At 72.2% G+C, this 17293-nt stretch carries 13 protein-coding genes; 9 read left to right on the forward strand and 4 right to left on the reverse strand.

Going from position 1 to position 17293, the window contains the following annotated elements:
- Positions 1-14: 14 nt before the first annotated feature.
- The 3 genes from EJC51_RS05725 to EJC51_RS05735 all read right to left on the reverse strand — a co-directional run bounded on the left by EJC51_RS05725 (position 15) and on the right by EJC51_RS05735 (position 4912).
- A complete protein-coding gene (locus EJC51_RS05725) occupies positions 15-1802 on the reverse strand; it encodes an alpha-galactosidase D (protein ID WP_126270022.1) in 1788 nt (595 codons plus the stop codon).
- Between the two features lie 27 nt (positions 1803-1829).
- Positions 1830-3011: an ROK family transcriptional regulator gene (locus tag EJC51_RS05730; protein ID WP_126270023.1), complete on the reverse strand. Its 1182-nt coding sequence runs from the start codon at positions 3009-3011 to the stop codon at positions 1830-1832.
- 146 nt (positions 3012-3157) lie between these two features.
- Positions 3158-4912 carry a M4 family metallopeptidase gene (locus EJC51_RS05735; RefSeq protein ID WP_126270024.1) on the reverse strand — a complete coding sequence of 585 codons (1755 nt, stop codon included), beginning with the start codon at positions 4910-4912 and terminating at the stop codon, positions 3158-3160.
- 326 nt (positions 4913-5238) lie between these two features.
- Between EJC51_RS05735 and EJC51_RS05740 the strand changes: the two genes are divergently transcribed.
- The 7 genes from EJC51_RS05740 (at position 5239) to EJC51_RS05770 (ending at position 13664) form a co-directional block, all read left to right on the forward strand.
- Positions 5239-6456, forward strand: coding sequence for a serine hydrolase domain-containing protein (locus EJC51_RS05740; protein WP_425276782.1), 1218 nt, complete (start codon positions 5239-5241; stop codon positions 6454-6456).
- 117 nt (positions 6457-6573) lie between these two features.
- Positions 6574-7875 carry a CAP domain-containing protein gene (locus EJC51_RS05745; protein WP_126270026.1) on the forward strand — a complete coding sequence of 434 codons (1302 nt, stop codon included), beginning with the start codon at positions 6574-6576 and terminating at the stop codon, positions 7873-7875.
- Positions 7876-7938: 63 nt separating this feature from the next.
- Positions 7939-8616 carry an AIM24 family protein gene (locus tag EJC51_RS05750; protein WP_126270027.1) on the forward strand — a complete coding sequence of 226 codons (678 nt, stop codon included), beginning with the start codon at positions 7939-7941 and terminating at the stop codon, positions 8614-8616.
- A gap of 200 nt (positions 8617-8816) precedes the next feature.
- Positions 8817-9857 carry a tetratricopeptide repeat protein gene (locus EJC51_RS05755; RefSeq protein WP_126270028.1) on the forward strand — a complete coding sequence of 347 codons (1041 nt, stop codon included), beginning with the start codon at positions 8817-8819 and terminating at the stop codon, positions 9855-9857.
- Positions 9854-10867 carry a polyprenyl synthetase family protein gene (locus tag EJC51_RS05760; protein ID WP_244362509.1) on the forward strand — a complete coding sequence of 338 codons (1014 nt, stop codon included), beginning with the start codon at positions 9854-9856 and terminating at the stop codon, positions 10865-10867. Before EJC51_RS05755 ends, EJC51_RS05760 begins: the two co-directional genes overlap by 4 nt.
- A gap of 91 nt (positions 10868-10958) precedes the next feature.
- The gene (locus tag EJC51_RS05765; RefSeq protein ID WP_126270029.1) at positions 10959-11918 is read left to right on the forward strand and encodes a threonine/serine dehydratase family protein; all 960 of its coding nucleotides are present in this window, start codon (positions 10959-10961) and stop codon (positions 11916-11918) included.
- A gap of 141 nt (positions 11919-12059) precedes the next feature.
- Positions 12060-13664, forward strand: coding sequence for a serine/threonine protein kinase (locus tag EJC51_RS05770; RefSeq protein ID WP_244362511.1), 1605 nt, complete (start codon positions 12060-12062; stop codon positions 13662-13664).
- Here the strand turns inward: EJC51_RS05770 and EJC51_RS05775 are convergent.
- The gene (locus tag EJC51_RS05775) at positions 13656-15059 is read right to left on the reverse strand and encodes a serine hydrolase domain-containing protein (protein WP_126270030.1); all 1404 of its coding nucleotides are present in this window, start codon (positions 15057-15059) and stop codon (positions 13656-13658) included. The genes EJC51_RS05770 and EJC51_RS05775 overlap by 9 nt on opposite strands.
- Before the next feature lie 84 nt (positions 15060-15143).
- Here EJC51_RS05775 and EJC51_RS05780 point away from each other — a divergent pair, with 84 nt between their 5' ends.
- Positions 15144-16118 carry an LLM class F420-dependent oxidoreductase gene (locus EJC51_RS05780; protein ID WP_126270031.1) on the forward strand — a complete coding sequence of 325 codons (975 nt, stop codon included), beginning with the start codon at positions 15144-15146 and terminating at the stop codon, positions 16116-16118.
- A gap of 96 nt (positions 16119-16214) precedes the next feature.
- On the forward strand, positions 16215-17258 hold the full coding sequence (locus EJC51_RS05785) for a hypothetical protein (RefSeq protein WP_126270032.1): 1044 nt from the start codon (positions 16215-16217) through the stop codon (positions 17256-17258).
- Positions 17259-17293 lie beyond the last annotated feature (35 nt).

Consider the following 17293-nt stretch of genomic DNA (forward strand, 5'->3'; position numbering starts at 1 on the left):
CTCCTGGTGGGGGGTCAGGACTGGGGGACGTCGATCCGGTCGATGTCCGGCGCGTAGCCGGTGCCGCTGTCGAAGGTGAGCGTGTTGGTGCCGGCCTTCAGCGTCACGGGCACGTGGACGCTCGACACCGTGCCCCAGTCGCCGGTGGAGGGGAACTTGTGGACGGTGCCCGCACCGCCGTTGGCGGAGACGTTCACCGAGCGGGCGTCACCGCTGACGTAGGCGACCTTGATCTGGTAGGTGCCGTCCTTGGGGACCACGACGCCGTTGACGGTCAGCTTGCCGCCGGCATAGAGGTCGCCGACCTTCTTTCCGCCGGAGCAGGCCGGGCAGTCGGCGACGGAGGCGTTGCCGGAGAGGGTGTTCGACGGGGCCTCGGCCTCGATGCCGGTCCAGCGCAGCGTCGTTCCGTGCGGGGTGACGGTGAACAGGCGGGAGCCGTGGGCGGGCAGCGCCTCGGTGATCCGGTTCTTGTGGGTGCCGAGGTTCTCGTGGTTCCACAGATCGCGGACGGCGGCCTTGCCGGTGAAGCCGAGGGTGGACCAGTCGGCGGTCACCGAGGCCGGCTTGTCGGCGAGGTTGAACAGGGCGACGGTGTAGGTGCCGTCGGTGTTCTGCGCGGCCCACACCTGTTGCGGGTCGGACGGGGTGACCGGGTGCGCGGGCGGGTTCGGGCCCTGGTCGACGGCGATGACCTCGCGGTTGGTCAGCAGGGACAGGCCGTAGGAGTCGAGGCGGGTGAGGTCGTCGCCGGTGTAGAGCGGGGACTTGGCGATGGCCCACAGGGTGGCGTAGCTCTGCCGCTCGGCCTTGGTCAGACCGTCCATCTCGCCGTTGCCGACGTCGAGGGAGTCGAGGTCGTTCCAGCCGCCGGGGCCCGCGTGCCGGGTCCAGGCCGGGGTGTCGTCCCAGCGGTCGTCGACGGAGTTCTCCCAGCTCACGAGGGTGTTGCAGTAGCACTCGACGTCGGTGTCGACGCGCCAGCCCTGCGAGTACTTCTTCCAGTCGGTGGCGTGGCCGATGTCCAGGGACCAGGACAGTTCGAGGTGGATCGGGCGGCCGGTGGCGGCGATCGCCTTGTTCCAGGCGGCCACGTCGGCAACGTTGTCGTACTGGTCGCCGCTCTTGCCGGAGCCGGGGCCGACGCCGTCGAGCTTGAGGAAGTCGTAGCCCCAGTCGGCGATCAACCGGGCTTGCGAGTCGATGTACTTGGGGGTGCAGGGTTTGGCGAAGTCGAGTTTGTAGGAGCTGTCCCAGCCGTTGGTGGTGCGCAGGTCGTCGTAGACGATGTCGGCGGTGGTGCAGCCCTCCGCGTTCCAGATCGGCGTCTTGCCGTCGCCGTACGCGCCCTTCTCCAGGCCGGCCGGGAGGTAGATGCCGGCCTTGAGGCCCTTGGCGTGGAGGTCGTCGGCGACGGCCTTCATGCCGCGCGGGAAGCGGGTGGGGTCGGGCTTCTGCCGGCCGTACTCGTCGAAGCCGGACTTCCAGGCCTTGTCCATCCACCAGCCGGCGTCGATGTTGGCGTATGCGTAGCCGTACTTCTTCAGCTTGGCGGCCAGGGCCCCGGCCTGCTTCAGGACATTGGCCTCGGTGAGGTAGCTGTAGTCGCCGTCCGGGTTGAGGCCGGGGTACTTGGAGGACTGCATGCTCCAACTCGACCAGCCCATGTAGGGCTTGGCGGCGAGGGGCGCGGTCTCGGCGTGGGCGTTCGGCGCGGTGACGACGGCACCGGCGGCGAGGGCCAGGACCACCAGGGCTCTGAGGGTGCGTGCGGGCATGGCGGAGTACGAGGATGACCGCATGGGCCGTACCTCCAAGGTGGGTGCGGGTTATGTGTCGGCTCGGACGAAGGACTGGATCGCGGTGGCCGCGGCCCCGCGGGCCCACTCCTCGAAGGGGAGCGGGCGGGTTTGGACGTCGCATTCGGCGGCGGAGCCGAAGGCGGCCGCGGTGAAGGCGGCGCGGATGTGCTCGGCGAACAGGTCGTAGGCGGCCAGCCCCTCGCCGGAGATGATCACGCGCTCGGGACCGAGGAGGTTGGCCACGGTGGCGATGCCGCGGCCGATCGCCTCCCCGGCGCGCGCGTACACCTCCCGCGCCCCGGGGACGCCTTCGCGGGCCATGGTCAAGGCCTGGGCGGCGTCGACGAGTTCGACGCCGGTGGCCTCCTGGATCTGCCGGGCGATGGCGGCCTCCCCCGCGATCGCCTCGACACAGCCGTGGTTGCCGCAGTGGCAGCGCGGGCCGGCCGGGTCGACGGTGACATGGCCGATCTCCCCGGCCACGCCGTGCGCCCCGGCGACCACCCGGCCGTGGACGACGAGACCGCAGCCGATGCCGGCGCCGACGGTCACCACGGCGAAGTCGGACAGTCCGGCGCCGGCGCCGAACCACTGCTCGGCGACGGTCAGGGCGCGTACGTCGTTGTCGACGGTGACGGGCAACCCCGTGGTCGTCGTGGCGAGTTCGGCGAGGGGTACGTCCCGCCAGTCGAGGAACGGCGAGTAGCGCACGGTGCCTTCGGCGCGGTCCACGTCCCCGGAGACGGCGACGCCGAGGCCCAGGACGGGGGCCCGGAGTCCGTCCGCCGCCGCGAGGAGGTCGTGCACCAGCTCTGCGATCGACGCCAGGACCGCCTTCGGGGCGCGGTCGGGCAGCGGCAGGTGCCGGGCCACGCGGATACGGCAGCACAGGTCGGTGAGGACGCCGATGACCTCGCCGCCGGTCACCTTGACGCCGGCGAACAGGGCCCGGCCGCCGTCCACCCGGACCAGATGGGCGGGCCGCCCGAGCGCCGGACGGGACTCCTCGGCCACGTCCTCCACCAGGTAACCGGCCTCGATCAGGGGCCGGACCGCCTTGGTGACGGCGGCCGGGGAGAGACCGACGCGGCGGGCCACCTCCAGCCGGGCGAGCGGGCCTTGGGTGAGGACGGTGGTGAACACCTGCGCGGCGGCAGGTGTGTTGACGGGGAACGTCTCGGCGCGAGGGGTCGGACCGGTCGGGCGCATGGCCGGAAACCTATGAGGGTTCTTTTCCGTCGTCAATAAAAGAAACAGAATTGACGGTGAGCCGGCTCCACGCGGCGACCGCGGCGGCGCGAGCGGCGCGGCCCGGCCCGGCCGCCGGGCGAGAGGTGCCCGGCGGCCGGGGTGGGTCAGTGCCGTGCCGCGGGCGCGTTCGCCGGGGTCACGTTGACGGCGGCCCAGGAGCGGTCCACCGCCTTGTACTCCGTGCTGCCCGCGCCGTAGAGGTCCTTGGCCGCCTTCAGCGTCGCCGCGCGGGCGTCGTGGAAGTCGGTCGTGGAGACCATGTAGCGGGTCAGGGCGCGGTAGTAGATCGCCGTGGCCTTGGAGCGGCCGATGCCCTTCACGGGCAGTCCGTCGAAGGTCGGCGAGTCGTAGGTGACGCTGCCGATCGTCTTGCGGCCGCTGCCCTCCGCGAGGAGGTAGTAGGCGTGCGAGGAGACACCGGAGCCGGCGTGCACCTCGGCGTCGTAGACCGCCGGCGACCAGTAGTCGATGGCGCCTTCGAGCACGTCGAGGGAGGGCTTGTCGAGGCGGCGCAGGAACTTCTGGTCCAGGCCGAGCTTCTCGCCGAGCAGGTAGTTCGGCGGGTTCTTCGCGTTGTTGGCGCTGAACTCGACGTTGGAGCCGAAGATATCGGCGAGCGACTCGTTGAGGGAGCCGGCCTCGCCGTACTGGTTGCCGTCCGCGTCGACCCGGGTGGGCTCCAGACGGGCGGTGGCGTCCACGACACCGTGGGTGAGCTCGTGGCCGGTGACGTCGAGGACGACGAGCGGCTTCTTGAACATGTCGCCGTCGCCGTCGCCGTACAGCATGCAGCCGCAGTACGAGTCCCAGAACGCGTTGGCCACCTTGTTGCCGAAGTGGACCATCGCCTTGGCGCCCTTGGAGTTGTTGGCGATCCCCTTGCGGCCGAAGGTCTTCTTGTAGAAGTCCAGGGTCTTGGTGATGCCGTACTGGGCGTCGACGGCGGCGCTGGCCCGGTTGGAGACGGCGCCGTTGCCCCACTTGTTGGTGGTGGAGGTGAACTTCTTGCCGCGCGCGAAGTTCTCCAGCTCCTGGCCCTTGGCGTCGCGGGTCTCGGTGCCCCAGCGGGTGGGGTCCTTCAGGAGGTAGCTGCGGGTGCCCGTCTTGGTGGTGGTGAGCGGGACCTTGCCGGCGAAGAGGGAGTTCCCGGTGCCGGAGGCCGTCGCCGCGAGCGCGGAGGCCTGCGGGGCGGTGCCGGTGGCGGGGTCGAGCGTCTCGCCGCGCTCGCGCAGGGTCTCGATGAGCTTGGGCGACAGGAACTCGTCGCTGTCCGGCGTGTTGCTGCGCACCTTGCCGGTGAGGGCGTCGACGACGACCGTGCGGGAGCCGGCCTCGGTGGTGGCGCTGTCGGTGACCCGCACCTGGTAGGCGAGGGCCGCCGCGCCGCCGCGGGCGTCGACGACGAGTTCGGCCGGTCCGGCGTCGCCCTTCGCGACGGCGGCGGCCTTCCCCTCGGCCTGTCCGGCGGTCAGCCGGGCGCGCGTGGCGTCGGGAGCGACCTTGTGGTCGGCCGCCCGGGTGACACCCGCGTAGGTCAGCCGCTCGGTGAGGTGGACGACGAGATCGCCGCCGAGGACCGGCATCCCCTGATGCGACCGGATGAACCGGACATGCCGGGCGCCCTCCGGGTCGATCAGCACGTCCTGGGCGTGGAGTTCGTCGCCCTGGGCGACTCCGGTGGCGGAGGCGTGGGCGAAGGCGGCGGCACGGGCCGCGTCGACGACGGTCGCGGCGGTCACGGCCGCGGCCTGCTCGGGCTTCCCCGTGGACGGGCCGGCGAAGGCCGTACCCGCGAGCCCCGTGGCGGCCGTCGCCACCGCGACGGCGACGGCCAGGCTGCGTATATGGGGTCTACGCACTATTGAGGGTTCCTTCGTGCGAAGGCGGCCGGGATCACCAACCGCCCTGGGACATGGCGCGGTTGGGCGCCATGGGGGCTGGTCGGGCCCCGGGTCGCAACCCTTACGGATGAGTCATGTCCACGTAAAGCCCAAATCATCGGTTTTCTGGCTTTTCATGGCAATACTTTGCAAATCCGCACCGCCCAGTGATCAGCGGGTGACCAACTGTGCGTCGGCTGTGGAGATGTGACGGGATGCGAGAAGGTTGCCCGGCGTTCGTGTGACCGATCTCGCATCGAGGACTCACCGGCAGAAACGGGAGAAACAGTCGGATGTCAACACAAATGCTGCGCAAGGCAACGGTGTCGGGGACGGTGCTGCTCTCCCTGCTGGCGGTACCGGCCCACGCCACGGCGGACAGCGCGTCCACGGGCTCCACCGGCACCGCGGCCCTGGCGAAGCCGGACCTCGAAGGCGTCCGCGCGGTGCTGCGCACGGCCCGGCGGCAGGGCGCGCCCGGCGCACTGGCCCGGATCGACGACCAGGGCACGGTCTACCGGGCGGTCACCGGAGTCGCCGACCGCAAGACCGGACGCACCATCAGCACGCTCGACCGGTTCCGCATCGGCTCCGTCACCAAGACCTTCTCCGCCGTGGTGCTGCTCCAGCTGGTCGACGAGAAGAAGCTCGCACTCGACACGTCGGTCAACCGCTACCTGCCGGGCCTGCTGCCCGACGACCGCATCACCGTGCGGCACGTCCTGAGCCATCGCAGCGGGCTGTACGACTACACCAACGACATGTTCGCGAGCACGGTCCCGGGCTTCGAGGCCGTCCGCACCAAGGTCTTCACCTACCGCGAGCTGGTCACACGCTCGCTGCGGCACGCCCGCACCAACCGCCCGGGCGCCGCCTACTCGTACTCCAACACCAACTTCGTCGTCGCCGGGATGCTCATCGAGAAGCTGACCGGGCAGTCCGTGCGGACGGCGTACCAGGACCGCATCTTCGCGCCCCTGAAACTCCGCGACACCTTCTACGTCCACCCGGACACGAAGCTCCCCGGCCGCCACGCCCGCGGCTACCTCACCCCGGACACGCCCGGCGCGGCCCTGGTCGACGCCACCCGGCAGACCACGTCCTGGGCGCAGAGCGCGGGCTCGATCATCTCCACCGCCAAGGACCTCAACACGTTCCTGTCCGCGCTGCTCCGCGGGAAGCTGACGTCCGCCGCGAGCCTGGACCAGATGCAGCGCTGGTGGAAGGTGAACGGCAACACGTCGTACGGCCTCGGGCTGCGCCGCCGGACGCTGTCGTGCGGGGTGTCGGTGTACGGCCACACGGGCGCCGTCCAGGGCTACTACACGTACGCGTTCACCTCGAAGGACGGCAGGCGCAGCCTCAGCGCGGCCGTGAACACCTCCAACAACGGAACGGTCCTCAACACGATGTTCGGCACGCTGGAGTCGGCGTTCTGCGGCAAGCGGGCGAAGACACTGCGCGGCTCGGCGGCCGGAGTGGAGCGGTACGAGGACATCGCGCCGGGAGTGCTCAGGGACTGAGCCGACGGGAACGCGAACCGCGCGGGGGCCGGGTCGCCGGGAACCCGGGCAGGTGGGCGGACGTTGTCCGGACACCCCCTCCCGGGGCTCCGCACCTCGACCCCAGCAGGACGGCCGATGACCGAGTTGGTTCCCGGGGGCAATCTGCCCCTCCCGGGCGGCATCGTGACCGTCCGGGTTCCCGGCCCGTTCGACCTGTCCGCGCTGATCACCGACGACGACGGCAAGGTCCGGGGCGACGCCGACTTCGTCTTCTACAACCAGCCCGCCGCCCCCGGAGCCCGGCTCACCGGCGACACCCTGACCCTCGACCCGGCGCGACTGCGGGCCGGCGCCGCCAGGGTCACGGTCGTCGTCAGCCCGGCCGACCCCGGCACTCCCCTGGGCCGGCTGCCCGCCCCCGTCCTCGACGTCACCGGTCCCGGCGGCCGCCTCCTGGCCCGCTTCGCCCCACCCCGGCCGCGGCAGGAGACCGTCCTGCTCCTCGCGGAGGTCTACCGGCGCGGCCCCGGCTGGAAGCTGCGCGCCCTCGGCCAGGGGTACGCCGACGGACTGGCCGGTCTGGCACGGGACTTCGGCGTGGAGGTCACCGAGGACACAACCCCTCCTCCCGCGCCGCGGGCCACCCCGTCCCCCTCCTCCGACCCCGGCGGCTTCCTCGCCCTGGTCAACTCCGCGCGCGCCGCCGCCGGTTCCCCGCCCGTCGCCCTGGACGCCCGCCTCATCTCCGCCGCCCACGCCCACGCCTCCGCGATGGCCGCGTCGGGCCGCCTCGGCGTCGAGGCCATGGACGGCGTCTCCGTCTACCAGCGCCTGACCGCCACCGGATTCACGTACGTCACCGTCGGCGAGCACCTCGTCTCCGGCCCGCGCGGCCCGGCCGAGTTCGTCGACTACTGCCTGCGCACCGCCCAGCCCCGGCAGACCCTGCACGACCCGGCCTTCACGCACACGGGTGTGGCGTATGCAGCCGACCACCGCTCCGGCGACCTCTACTGGACCGCCCTGTGGGCCCGCCCCCTCACCCCCGCCGAACTGACCCGGACGGCCACCGAGGTGGTCGACCGCACCAACCGCGAGCGCACCCGTCACGGTCTGCCACCCCTGACCGTCGACCCCCGTCTCACCACCGCCGCCCAGGCACACAGCACGGACATGATCGCCCGCGCCTTCTACTCCCACACCTCACCGGACGGCAGCCGGCCCTGGGACCGGGCCGCCGCCGCGGGCGCGAGCCGGCGCTCGATCGGCGAGAACATAGCCTGCGGCCAGCGCTCCCCCGCCGAGGTCGTCGAGGGCTGGATGAACAGCCCCGGCCATCGCGCCAACATCCTCGCACCGGACTTCACCCACATCGGGATCGGCTTCGCGGGCGGCGGTCCGGCGGGCACGTACTGGACCCAGCTCTTCGGCGCCTGATCCCGACACGCCACCACCCCCGGCCCCGTGACGGAACGAAACCGTCCGGGACACCATGCCCTCATGAAGGGTGACCTGTTTTCCAGTGAGCACATGGTCCAGCCGGCCACGGCGCCGGGCATGACGGTCGAGAACGCCAAGTGCATCAGGTACGCGGTGAACGGCGAGATGCTCGCCCGCCAGGGCTCGATGATCGCCTATCGCGGCAACCTCCAGTTCGAGCGCAAGGGCCAGGGCGTGGGCGGCATGCTGAAGCGCGCGGTCACCGGCGAGGGCCTGCCGCTGATGGCCGTGCGCGGTCAGGGCGAGGCCTGGTTCGCGCAGGAGGCGCAGAACTGCTTCGTCGTCGACGTCGACCCCGGCGACGAGTTCACGGTCAACGGGCGCAACGTCCTGTGTTTCGACGCCTCGTTGTCGTACCGGATCGCGACGGTGAAGGGCGCCGGGATCAGCGGGGGCGGGCTGTTCAACAGCGTCTTCACGGGGCAGGGCCGTCTCGGTCTGGTCTGCGAGGGCAATCCGCTGGTCATCCCGGTCTCGGCGCAGTTCCCGGTCTACGTCGACACGGACGCGGTCGTCGGCTGGACGGCCGGCCTCCAGACCTCCCTGCACCGTTCGCAGTCCATCGGCTCGATGCTGCGAGGAGGGTCGGGGGAAGCGGTCCAACTGATGCTCAAGGGCCAGGGATACGTCGTCGTACGCCCGAGCGAGACGACCCCGAACAAGCCACAGCAGCACTAGCCCTCGAAGGTGATCTGCGCCTCACGAGCAACCCCGCCGAGCCGACCGACGTCTTGATCGGCAACAGGTGACGCGCCCTGGCCCGCAACGGGTCAGGGCCGGTTTTCGGCGCACTATACGCACCATGTATACACATCGTGTATACGCGCGGCGCATAGGCGTGCTGGTCACCACTCGTGCACGCGTATCGAAAGGCATCCATGTACGGCAAGGCATTCGCCCCGGAGTATCAGGGCGCCCTGACCACCCTGTCCGTGAACTCCTCCCTGACCGACGTACTGGCCGCAGGCACCGAGCAGTTGAGGGCCGCCGAGCAGGCCGGCAAGAGCGCTGAGGCGGCGCGCTCCGGGCTGGCGGTCGCCGAGGCGCACCGGCGGCTCGGGCGCGTCGGCGAGGCGGACCGGGCGTGGAAGGCGAGTTACCGGGCGGCGCGTGCGGCCGGCGATCTCGGCGCGATGGCCTGGGCCCTGTGGAGCGGCGGCACCCTGGCCCGGCAGCGCGGCGCGCTCGCCCTGGCCCGCCGGCTGCTGGGCCTGGCGGCCGAACTCGGCGAGCGCGGAGGGGACATCGTCGTGCGGGGCTACTCGCTGGCGGGGCTGGCGGAGACCGGCCGGATCCAGGGTGACTACGAGGCGGTCGGGCGGCTGCACGAGCAGTTGCTGGCCGAGGCGCGCCGGCGCGGGGAGGCCCGGCACACGGTGTGGGCGCTGGAGGGCATCGCGCAGATGCACCGCAACACCGGTGCGTACGACACCGCGTTCGCGCTCTTCGAGGAGGCCGCGGAGGTCGCCGCGCGGGCGGACGACCGGCGTGGCCACGCCTGGGCGCTGCGCGGACTCGCCGACATCGTCTCCGTGCGCGACGGCGACGTGGAGCGGGCCCTGACGCTGCTGTCGGAGGCGGAGGCCGGCTGCCGCGCGATGAACCTCTCCGGCGCCCTCGCCTACAACCACAAGATGCGCGCCAACGTCCTGTACCGCGCCGGGCGTTACGCCGAGGCCCGGGAGCTGTACGAGGAGGCGCTCGCGGAGTTCCGGGCGATGAGCGAGCCGCGCGGGGAGGCGCTGGCGCGGCTGGGGCTGGCCAAGTCGCGGGCACAGCTCGGCCGCGCCCCCCGCGAGACCGCCGCCGAACTCGCCGACCTGTACGAGGTGTTGGGCCGCATCGGCCTGCGGCACGCGCAGGAGATGGTGGCGCGGGCGCAGACGGAGTTCGGCGTGCGGGCGGAGGCCGTACGGTGACCCCGGCCCTCACACAAATCGTCGAGGTGCCTCAAGTCCTCGACCGCTGCCGTGGGTTGGTGCGCCCCGCGCTACGGGCGGCCGTGGATCGGCTGCACCCGTGGGTGGGTGAGATGGCCGCCTACTCCTTCGGCTGGTGCGAGGTCGGCGGCGCGTCAGCGGCCGCGTCCGGCGGCAAGGGCGTACGGCAGGCGCTGGCGGTGCTCGGCGCCGAGGCGGTCGGGGCGCCCGCCCGGGCCGGGGTGCCGGCCGCGGTGGCGGTGGAGCTGCTGCACACCTTCTCGCTGGTGCACGACGACATCATGGACGGCGACACGGCCCGGCGGGGCCGCGCCACCGCCTGGAAGGCGTACGGCACCGGTCCCGCGGTCCTCGCGGGCGACGCGCTGTTCGCCCTGGCGGTCGAGACCCTCGCGGACACCGGTCACGGGCCCGCCGCCGTCCGGCTGACGGCCCGGGCGCTCGGCGACCTGGTGCGCGGGCAGGCCGACGACCTGCTGTTCGCCGAGCGGCCCTGGGCCGGTCCGGGGCGGGTCCGGCCGGCCGAGTACCGGGCGATGGCCGAGCACAAGACGGGTGCGCTGCTGGGCTGTGCGCTGGGGCTGGGTGCCCTGCTGGGCGGTGCCCCGGCGGCCGCGGTCGACGCGCTCGACCGGGCCGGGCGGCACGTCGGGATCGCCTTCCAGGTCGTCGACGACGTGCTGGGCATCTGGGGCGACCCAGCCGTCACCGGCAAGCCCGTGCATGCCGATCTCCGGGAACGGAAGAAGACGTACCCGGTGCTGGTCGCCCTCGACGCCCCGGGCCTCGCGCAGCTCCTGGAAACCGGCGACCGCCCCGCCGAGGCGGCCGCCCTGATCGAGGAGGCGGGCGGCCGGACGGCGGCCGTCACCGAGGCACGCCGGCATCTCGACGCCGCTCAGGCCTCGCTCGACGAGGTGCCGCTGGAGACGGCCGCGCTGCACGAGCTGCGGCGCCTGCTGGACTTCCTGGTCCGGCGCGACCTCTGAGGCGGCCGTCCCGGAACCCGGTTGACCGCCGCCGCGCGCCGCGTCAGGGTCGAAGCGGTACGGGAGGTCCGTACCGGGAAGGGTGACTGCCTTGATCGGGATCTCCGAGATCGAAGCCGCGGCCGAGCGGATCGCCGGACACATCGTCCGCACCCCCACCGTGCCGAGCCCCGGCCTGTCCGCGCTGCTCGGCGTTCCGGTCACCGCCAAGCTCGAACTGCTCCAGCGCACCGGCTCGTTCAAGGCGCGCGGCGCGACGGCGAAGCTGCTCTCGCTGAGCGCCGCCGAGCGGGCCGCCGGTGTGGTCGCGGTCAGCGGCGGCAACCACGGCATCGCGCTCGCGATGACGGCCGCGGACCTCCATGTGAAGGCCACGGTGGTCATGCCGCGCTCGGCGCCCGCCCGTGCCGTGGAGATCGCCGAGGCGGCCGGTGCCGCGGTGCGGCTGACCGAGGACATGGACGGCGCGTTCTCGCTCGTGACCCGGCTGCGCGACGAGGGGCTGACGCTGGTCCACCCCTTCGACGACCCCCAGGTCGTCGCCGGGCAGGGCACCGTGGGCCTGGAGTTCGCGGAGGACGCCGGGGAGCTCACGGACGTCCTCGTCAGCATCGGGGGCGGCGGGCTGATCGCGGGGGTCGCGGCGGCGCTGCGCGCCCGGCGTCCGGGGGTGCGGATCTGGGGTGTGGAGACCGAGGGCGCCACGGCCATGTCCGAGGCGCTGACGGCGGGCGGGCCGGTGCCGGTCGCGCTGTCGTCGATCGTGTCCACGCTCAGCGCCCCCGCCGTGTCGCAGCTGACGTACGACCATGTGTCGGCCCTGGTCGACGAGGTGCTCGTGGTCACCGACCGGGAGGCCGTGCAAGGCTCGCTCCAGCTCGCCGACCACGCCAAGCTGTGGACCGAGCCCGCCGCGGGCTGTCTGCTGCCCGCGGCGCGGCACGTGCTGGAGCGGGTCGGGGACGGAGCCCGGCTGGGACTGGTCGTCTGCGGCGGCAACGCGACCACCGGGGACGTCATGGCCTGGGCGGGACGATTCGGCCTTCTCTGACCCTGCGGCACTCACCCCTGACCGATCGTCAGTTCCGGCTCGGTGACTGCATGTCAGGAAAGCAGTTGCCGTCCGGCTGAACGCACCCGGTCGCGCCCTTCGTACCAGTGGGAAAGGTGAGAGCCCGGGGTTCAGCGAGGGATGAGCATGGTCGAGGCGCACGTCTCCACACAAGAGCTGGTCGCCGGACGGTACCGGCTCCTGGAGGTCCTCCACCGCGAGACCAACCGTGTCTGCTGGACCGGCGAGGACGTCGAGGCCGGCCGCCCCTGTCTCCTCACCCAGATAGGGCTGCCGCCCGACCCCGACGGGGAGGGCGCGCGGCGGGCCGTCGCCCGGGTGGTCCGGATGTCCGAGACCATGGGCCGGCTCTGCCCGGGCCGGGTCGCCGCGGTGGTCGACGCCGTAGAGGAGTACGGCACCCTGTGGACCGTCACCGAATGGATCGACGGCACCCCGCTGGGCGAACTCCTGGAACGCCAGGGCACGTTCGACTACGCGCGCGCCGCCGGCATCGGTCTGGAGCTGCTCGACGTGCTGGAGGCCGGGCACAACGAGGGCATCACCCACGGCGAGCTCAGTCCCGGCCAGGTGTTCGTGCGGGACGACGGCCCCCTCGTCGTCACGGGCTTCGGGCTGGCCGGGGCGACCCTCGCCCCCCGGGTCAGCGCACCCTCGTACGCCTCCCCGGAGCAGGCCCGTGACGAGCGGATCGGTCCGGCCGCGGACCTGTGGGCGCTCGGCGCGATGCTCTACACGATGGTCGAGGGCCGGCCGCCGTTCCTGGACCGGGACAGCCCGTCGACGACGCTGAAGGGCGTGGACCGGCTGCCGCTGCGCAGCCCGGTGCGGGCCGGACCGCTCACCCCGACCGTGCAGGGGCTGCTCCGCAAGAACTCCCGGGAACGGCTCAGCCGTCAGCCGGCCCGCGAGGCCCTCGCCCGCGTCGTGAGCGAGGATCCGGCCGCAGCGTCGGCCGAGGCCCCCGCCTCCCGGCTGCGCCGCCTCTACGCCGCCGGACCGGGCCGGAACCGGCGCACGATGGCCGCCGGCACGGTGCTGGCCGTCGTCACCGTCACCGCCGCGGTCCTCGCCGCGACCGGTCACCTCCCCACGGACTCCGACAACTCCGCGGCGGATGCCCCACCGGTCAGACCGACGGCCTCGGCCCCCGGCGGACCGCCGGCCCAGCCGTCACCGCAGCCGACCCCCACCCCGACGGCGACTCCCACGCCATCGCCCAGCTCCACCGTCGAGACGACCAGCGCGACTCCTTCCCCGACCCCCGAGTTCCAGCACTACACCGCGCCGCAGGGCTTCTCCGTCTCGCTCCCCCGGGGCTGGAAGGTGCTCAGCACGAAGACACAGGAGGACCTGGCCTACCGGGTCATCCTCGGCGCCGAGGGCGACCCCCGCACGCTTGCCGTCACCTACAGCACGCGCGTCGGCGACGACCCGGTCGCCGTCTGGCGGGACGACGTCGAGCCGTCACTCAAGCAGTACGGCGACTACCAGCGCGTCGGGAACATCCGGGCGACCACGTACCAGGGCCGCGAGGCCGCCGACATGGAGTGGCTCGCCACCGTCGACGGCACCCGCGTGCAGACCCTGGGCCGGGGCTTCCTCATCGGCGGCGGCCGCGGCTACTCGCTGCGTTGGACGACCCCGGCGGCCGACTGGGACGACGCCGCCAACCAGAAGGCCCTGGAGACGATCCTGCGGACCTTCAGAGTGCCGTCAGACTGAGTCGCGGGGTGCGCGCATCGCCCCGATGCGGGAGCTGTGCAGGGGCCGCGTGCGCCACGTCGCGGTGAACGTCCGGTCCGTGAGCGAGCAGGTCACGTCGACGTGGTGCGGTGTCTCCAGCAGCGCCACGTCGAGCACGAGGGTGTCCTCGCCGGTCCGGCCTCCGCTCACCGCGGCCGGTACCGGGCCCTCGGTGACGGTCCAGCCGGCCTCACCGCATCCCAGCTCCAGCCGCTGCCCGTCCTCGACGAACGTCACCCGCCGGCCGTCCGCGGCGACCTCCACGGCCGTCAGCTTCGGAAGATCCGCGCAGCCGCCGTCGTACGGCGTGAACGTGACGGCGTCCTCCAACGGGACCGGCTTGCCCTCGGCCGGCGGCAGCGCGAGCCCGGCCATGCGCTCGGCCAGCGAGGCGTCCGCGTCCGGCGCCGTCCGCCCGAACGCCGGGAGCAGATGCCGCCAGACCAGGTCGAGGACCGCCTGCATCTGGTCGGTGGCCCCGGTGAACGCGATCACGGCGTCCTGCTCGGGCAGCACGAGGCAGTACTGCCCGTAGGCCCCGTCCCCGCGATAGCCGTGCTGGGACATCCAGAACTGGTAGCCGTAACCCCGCCGCCAGTCCGCCGACCACGTCTCGTCCCCGCTCGCGATGTGGGGCCGGGTCGCCTCCTCGACCCACCCCTCGGGCAGCACCCGCTCGCCCTCCCACACACCGTCCTGGAGGTAGAGCTGCCCGAGCCGGGCGAGCGCGTCGGTGGTGGCGTGCAGGCCGCTGAAACCGAGCTCGCGTCCGGTCCGGTCCCCCAGCCAGGCCACGTCGCCGATGCCGATCGGGTCGAAGAGGCGGGGGCGCAGATAGTCGGTGAGGGTCTGGCCCGTGAGCCGCTGGACGATCGCGGCGAGGGTGTAGGTGGTGGGCTGGTTGTAGGCGAAGACCGTGCCCGGGTCGCCGTCCGGCGGCAGCAGGAGGAAGCCGCGCACCGGCTCCTCGGGGTCCGCCGCCTGGGCCCGCTCGTGGGTCTCGGCCGCGTGCCCGCTGGCCATCGTCGCGACATGCCGGACGAGCATCGCGCGGCTGCGCGGGTCGGTGATGTCGGCGTCGAACTCCGGGAAGTACGAGATCACCGGATCGTCGAGCCGAAGCAGCCCCTCGGCCACGGCGAAGGCGGCGGCCGTCGCCGTGAAGCTCTTGCTGAGCGAGTACAGCAGATGGGGGCGGTCGGCGGTGTACGGCGCCCACCAGCCGGAGGCGACGAGCTTGCCGTGGCGCAGCAGCATCAGGCTGTGCGGCTCGATGTCGGGGGAGGCTTCCAGGGTGTCGAGGAAGGCGTGGACGCCGGACGCGTCGACACCTTCGGCGGACGGGGTGCTCGTGGGCAGGGGGCGCACACTCATGCGGGCATCCTCCCCCGGCGGCCCCGCCATGATCCAGATGCCGGTCGGCCGTTTTCGGTGGCCCAGCCAGGGGACTCGCAGCTTATGGTGCAAATCGGATACACGATGATGACCGAGCAGGCCGGGCCCCGTGAGCTGGTCGACCATGTGGTGCGCGCCGAGGAGGTGGGGTTCGACTTCTCGGTGACCTCGGACCACTACTTTCCGTGGCTGCGCTCGCAGGGTCACTCGCCGTACGCGTGGAGTGTGCTCGGCGCCGCCGCGCAGGCCACCTCGCGCATTCCGCTGATGACCTATGTGACGTGTCCGACGTTCCGCTACCACCCGGCGGTCGTGGCCCAGAAGGCGGCGACGATGCAGTTGCTGTCGGAGGGCCGTTTCCGGCTGGGGCTCGGCTCCGGAGAGAATCTCAACGAGCATGTGGTGGGCGGCGGTTGGCCGTCCGTGGACGTGCGGCACGAGATGCTGGAGGAGGCGGTCGAGATCATCCGGGCGCTCTTCGCGGGCGGCCATGTGAACCGGCGTGGCACGCACTTCGACGTGGAGTCGGCCCGGTTGTGGGACCTGCCGGACGAGCCGGTACCGATCGGCGTCGCCGTCTCCGGTGAGCAGTCCTGCGCGCTCGCGGGCCGGCTCGCCGACCTGGTGATCGCGACGGAGCCGAAGGCAGGGCTGCTGGACTCATTCGACCGGCACGGCGGCGCGGGCAAGCCGCGCGTCGGCCAGCTGCCGGTCTGCTACGACCCCGACCGGGACACGGCCGTACATCGGGCGCACGCGCAGTTCCGCTGGTTCGGCAGCGGCTGGAAGGTCAACTCCGAGCTGCCGCACCCCGACGCGTTCGAGTCGGCGACCCAGTTCGTGACGCCGGACGACGTCACCGCGTCGATCCCGTGCGGCGACGACCCGGACGACTTCGTCGAGGCCGTACGCCCTTACGCGGAAGCCGGTTTCACGGAGATCGCCCTCGTGCAGATCGGCGGCGAGTCGCAGCCGGCGTATCTGGACTGGGCGGAGAAGACCCTGCTCCCGGCACTGCGCGACGCCTTCGAGAACTAGACACACAGGGTCTGCCAAAGCATCGCCAATGGGTCGATATAGGCTGCCGGTCTGCACGTGTGCAGTCCCGTCAGCCCCTGCTCAGGAGAGACACCTGTGACCCTAGCGATCGATCCGTCCGAGGCGTCGGCCGAGACGTCCCCCGCGCCGCTGTCCGACCTCGTGGCGCGGGACGCCCGCGAGTTCGGCGTCTACGCGCGGACCGGCGGATGGGCCTTCGGCCTGATGGTGGCGCGCAGCGTCCGGCCCGGCGGGCAGGGCGCGGACGAGACGCCGAAGGTGTCGGCGAAGGAGTTCGCCGAACTCGCCGGCTGCTCGCCCGACCGCGTCATGCGCTACTACAAGGCATGGGACCGGGCCGCCGACGACGGCATCGTCCCGCACTTCGAGGCGCTCACGCCGGGCCAGGAGGTGGAGCTCCCGGACGCCGACGTGTGGCTGAGCTACTACGTCTCCCGCAACAGCGCCACGTCCGAGCGCGGCACCGCCATCGCCGAGGCCGCCGAGGCGGAGGGCATCCGGCCGACGAAGGCGTTGGAGGTCGCCGAGAACCCGACCGCGCTGCGGGCCGCGATCCTCGCCGACCCCTCCACCGCCCGCGCCGCCCGCCAGGCACTGCTGGACCGGGTGCGCGAGGACCCGGAGCTCCAGTCGGAGCTGGCCCGGGACGTCGTGCGCACCGACGACCTGAAGAAGGCCGTCGCGACCGAGAGCCGGGCCGCCGACCGGATCGGCTACGTCCGCCAGATCGCCGAGTCCGGCCAGATCAAGACCCCGGCCGGCCAGACCGTCGACGCGCCCGCCGACCTCCGCCAGGAGGCCGAGCGCCATCTCTCGCTCCTGGACGAGCTGGAGGACGACGAGGACACCGGCGAGTGGGCCACCGAGGCCTACGACACCATGAAGACCCTCGTCGTCGAGGCCGTGGAGGCCGACCCCGAACTCCGCGTCCAGGAACGGCGGACGAAGTTCTACAGCAGCCTTCAGAAGGCGACGAAGGTCTTCGAGGAGCTGACCTTCGACGACGCGCAGGACTTCTACGAGGACGACATGGTCCAGCAGCTGGAGGAATTGCAGCAGGCCATCGGCGCCTGCATCACCGCGTTGCGCGGAGCCCGCGGGAATCACTCTCCGGAGTGAGCATCTTGTGCGCGACGGGGGTACTAGAGGGGGCC

The organism is Streptomyces aquilus, from assembly GCF_003955715.1.
Lineage (GTDB): Bacteria > Actinomycetota > Actinomycetes > Streptomycetales > Streptomycetaceae > Streptomyces > Streptomyces aquilus.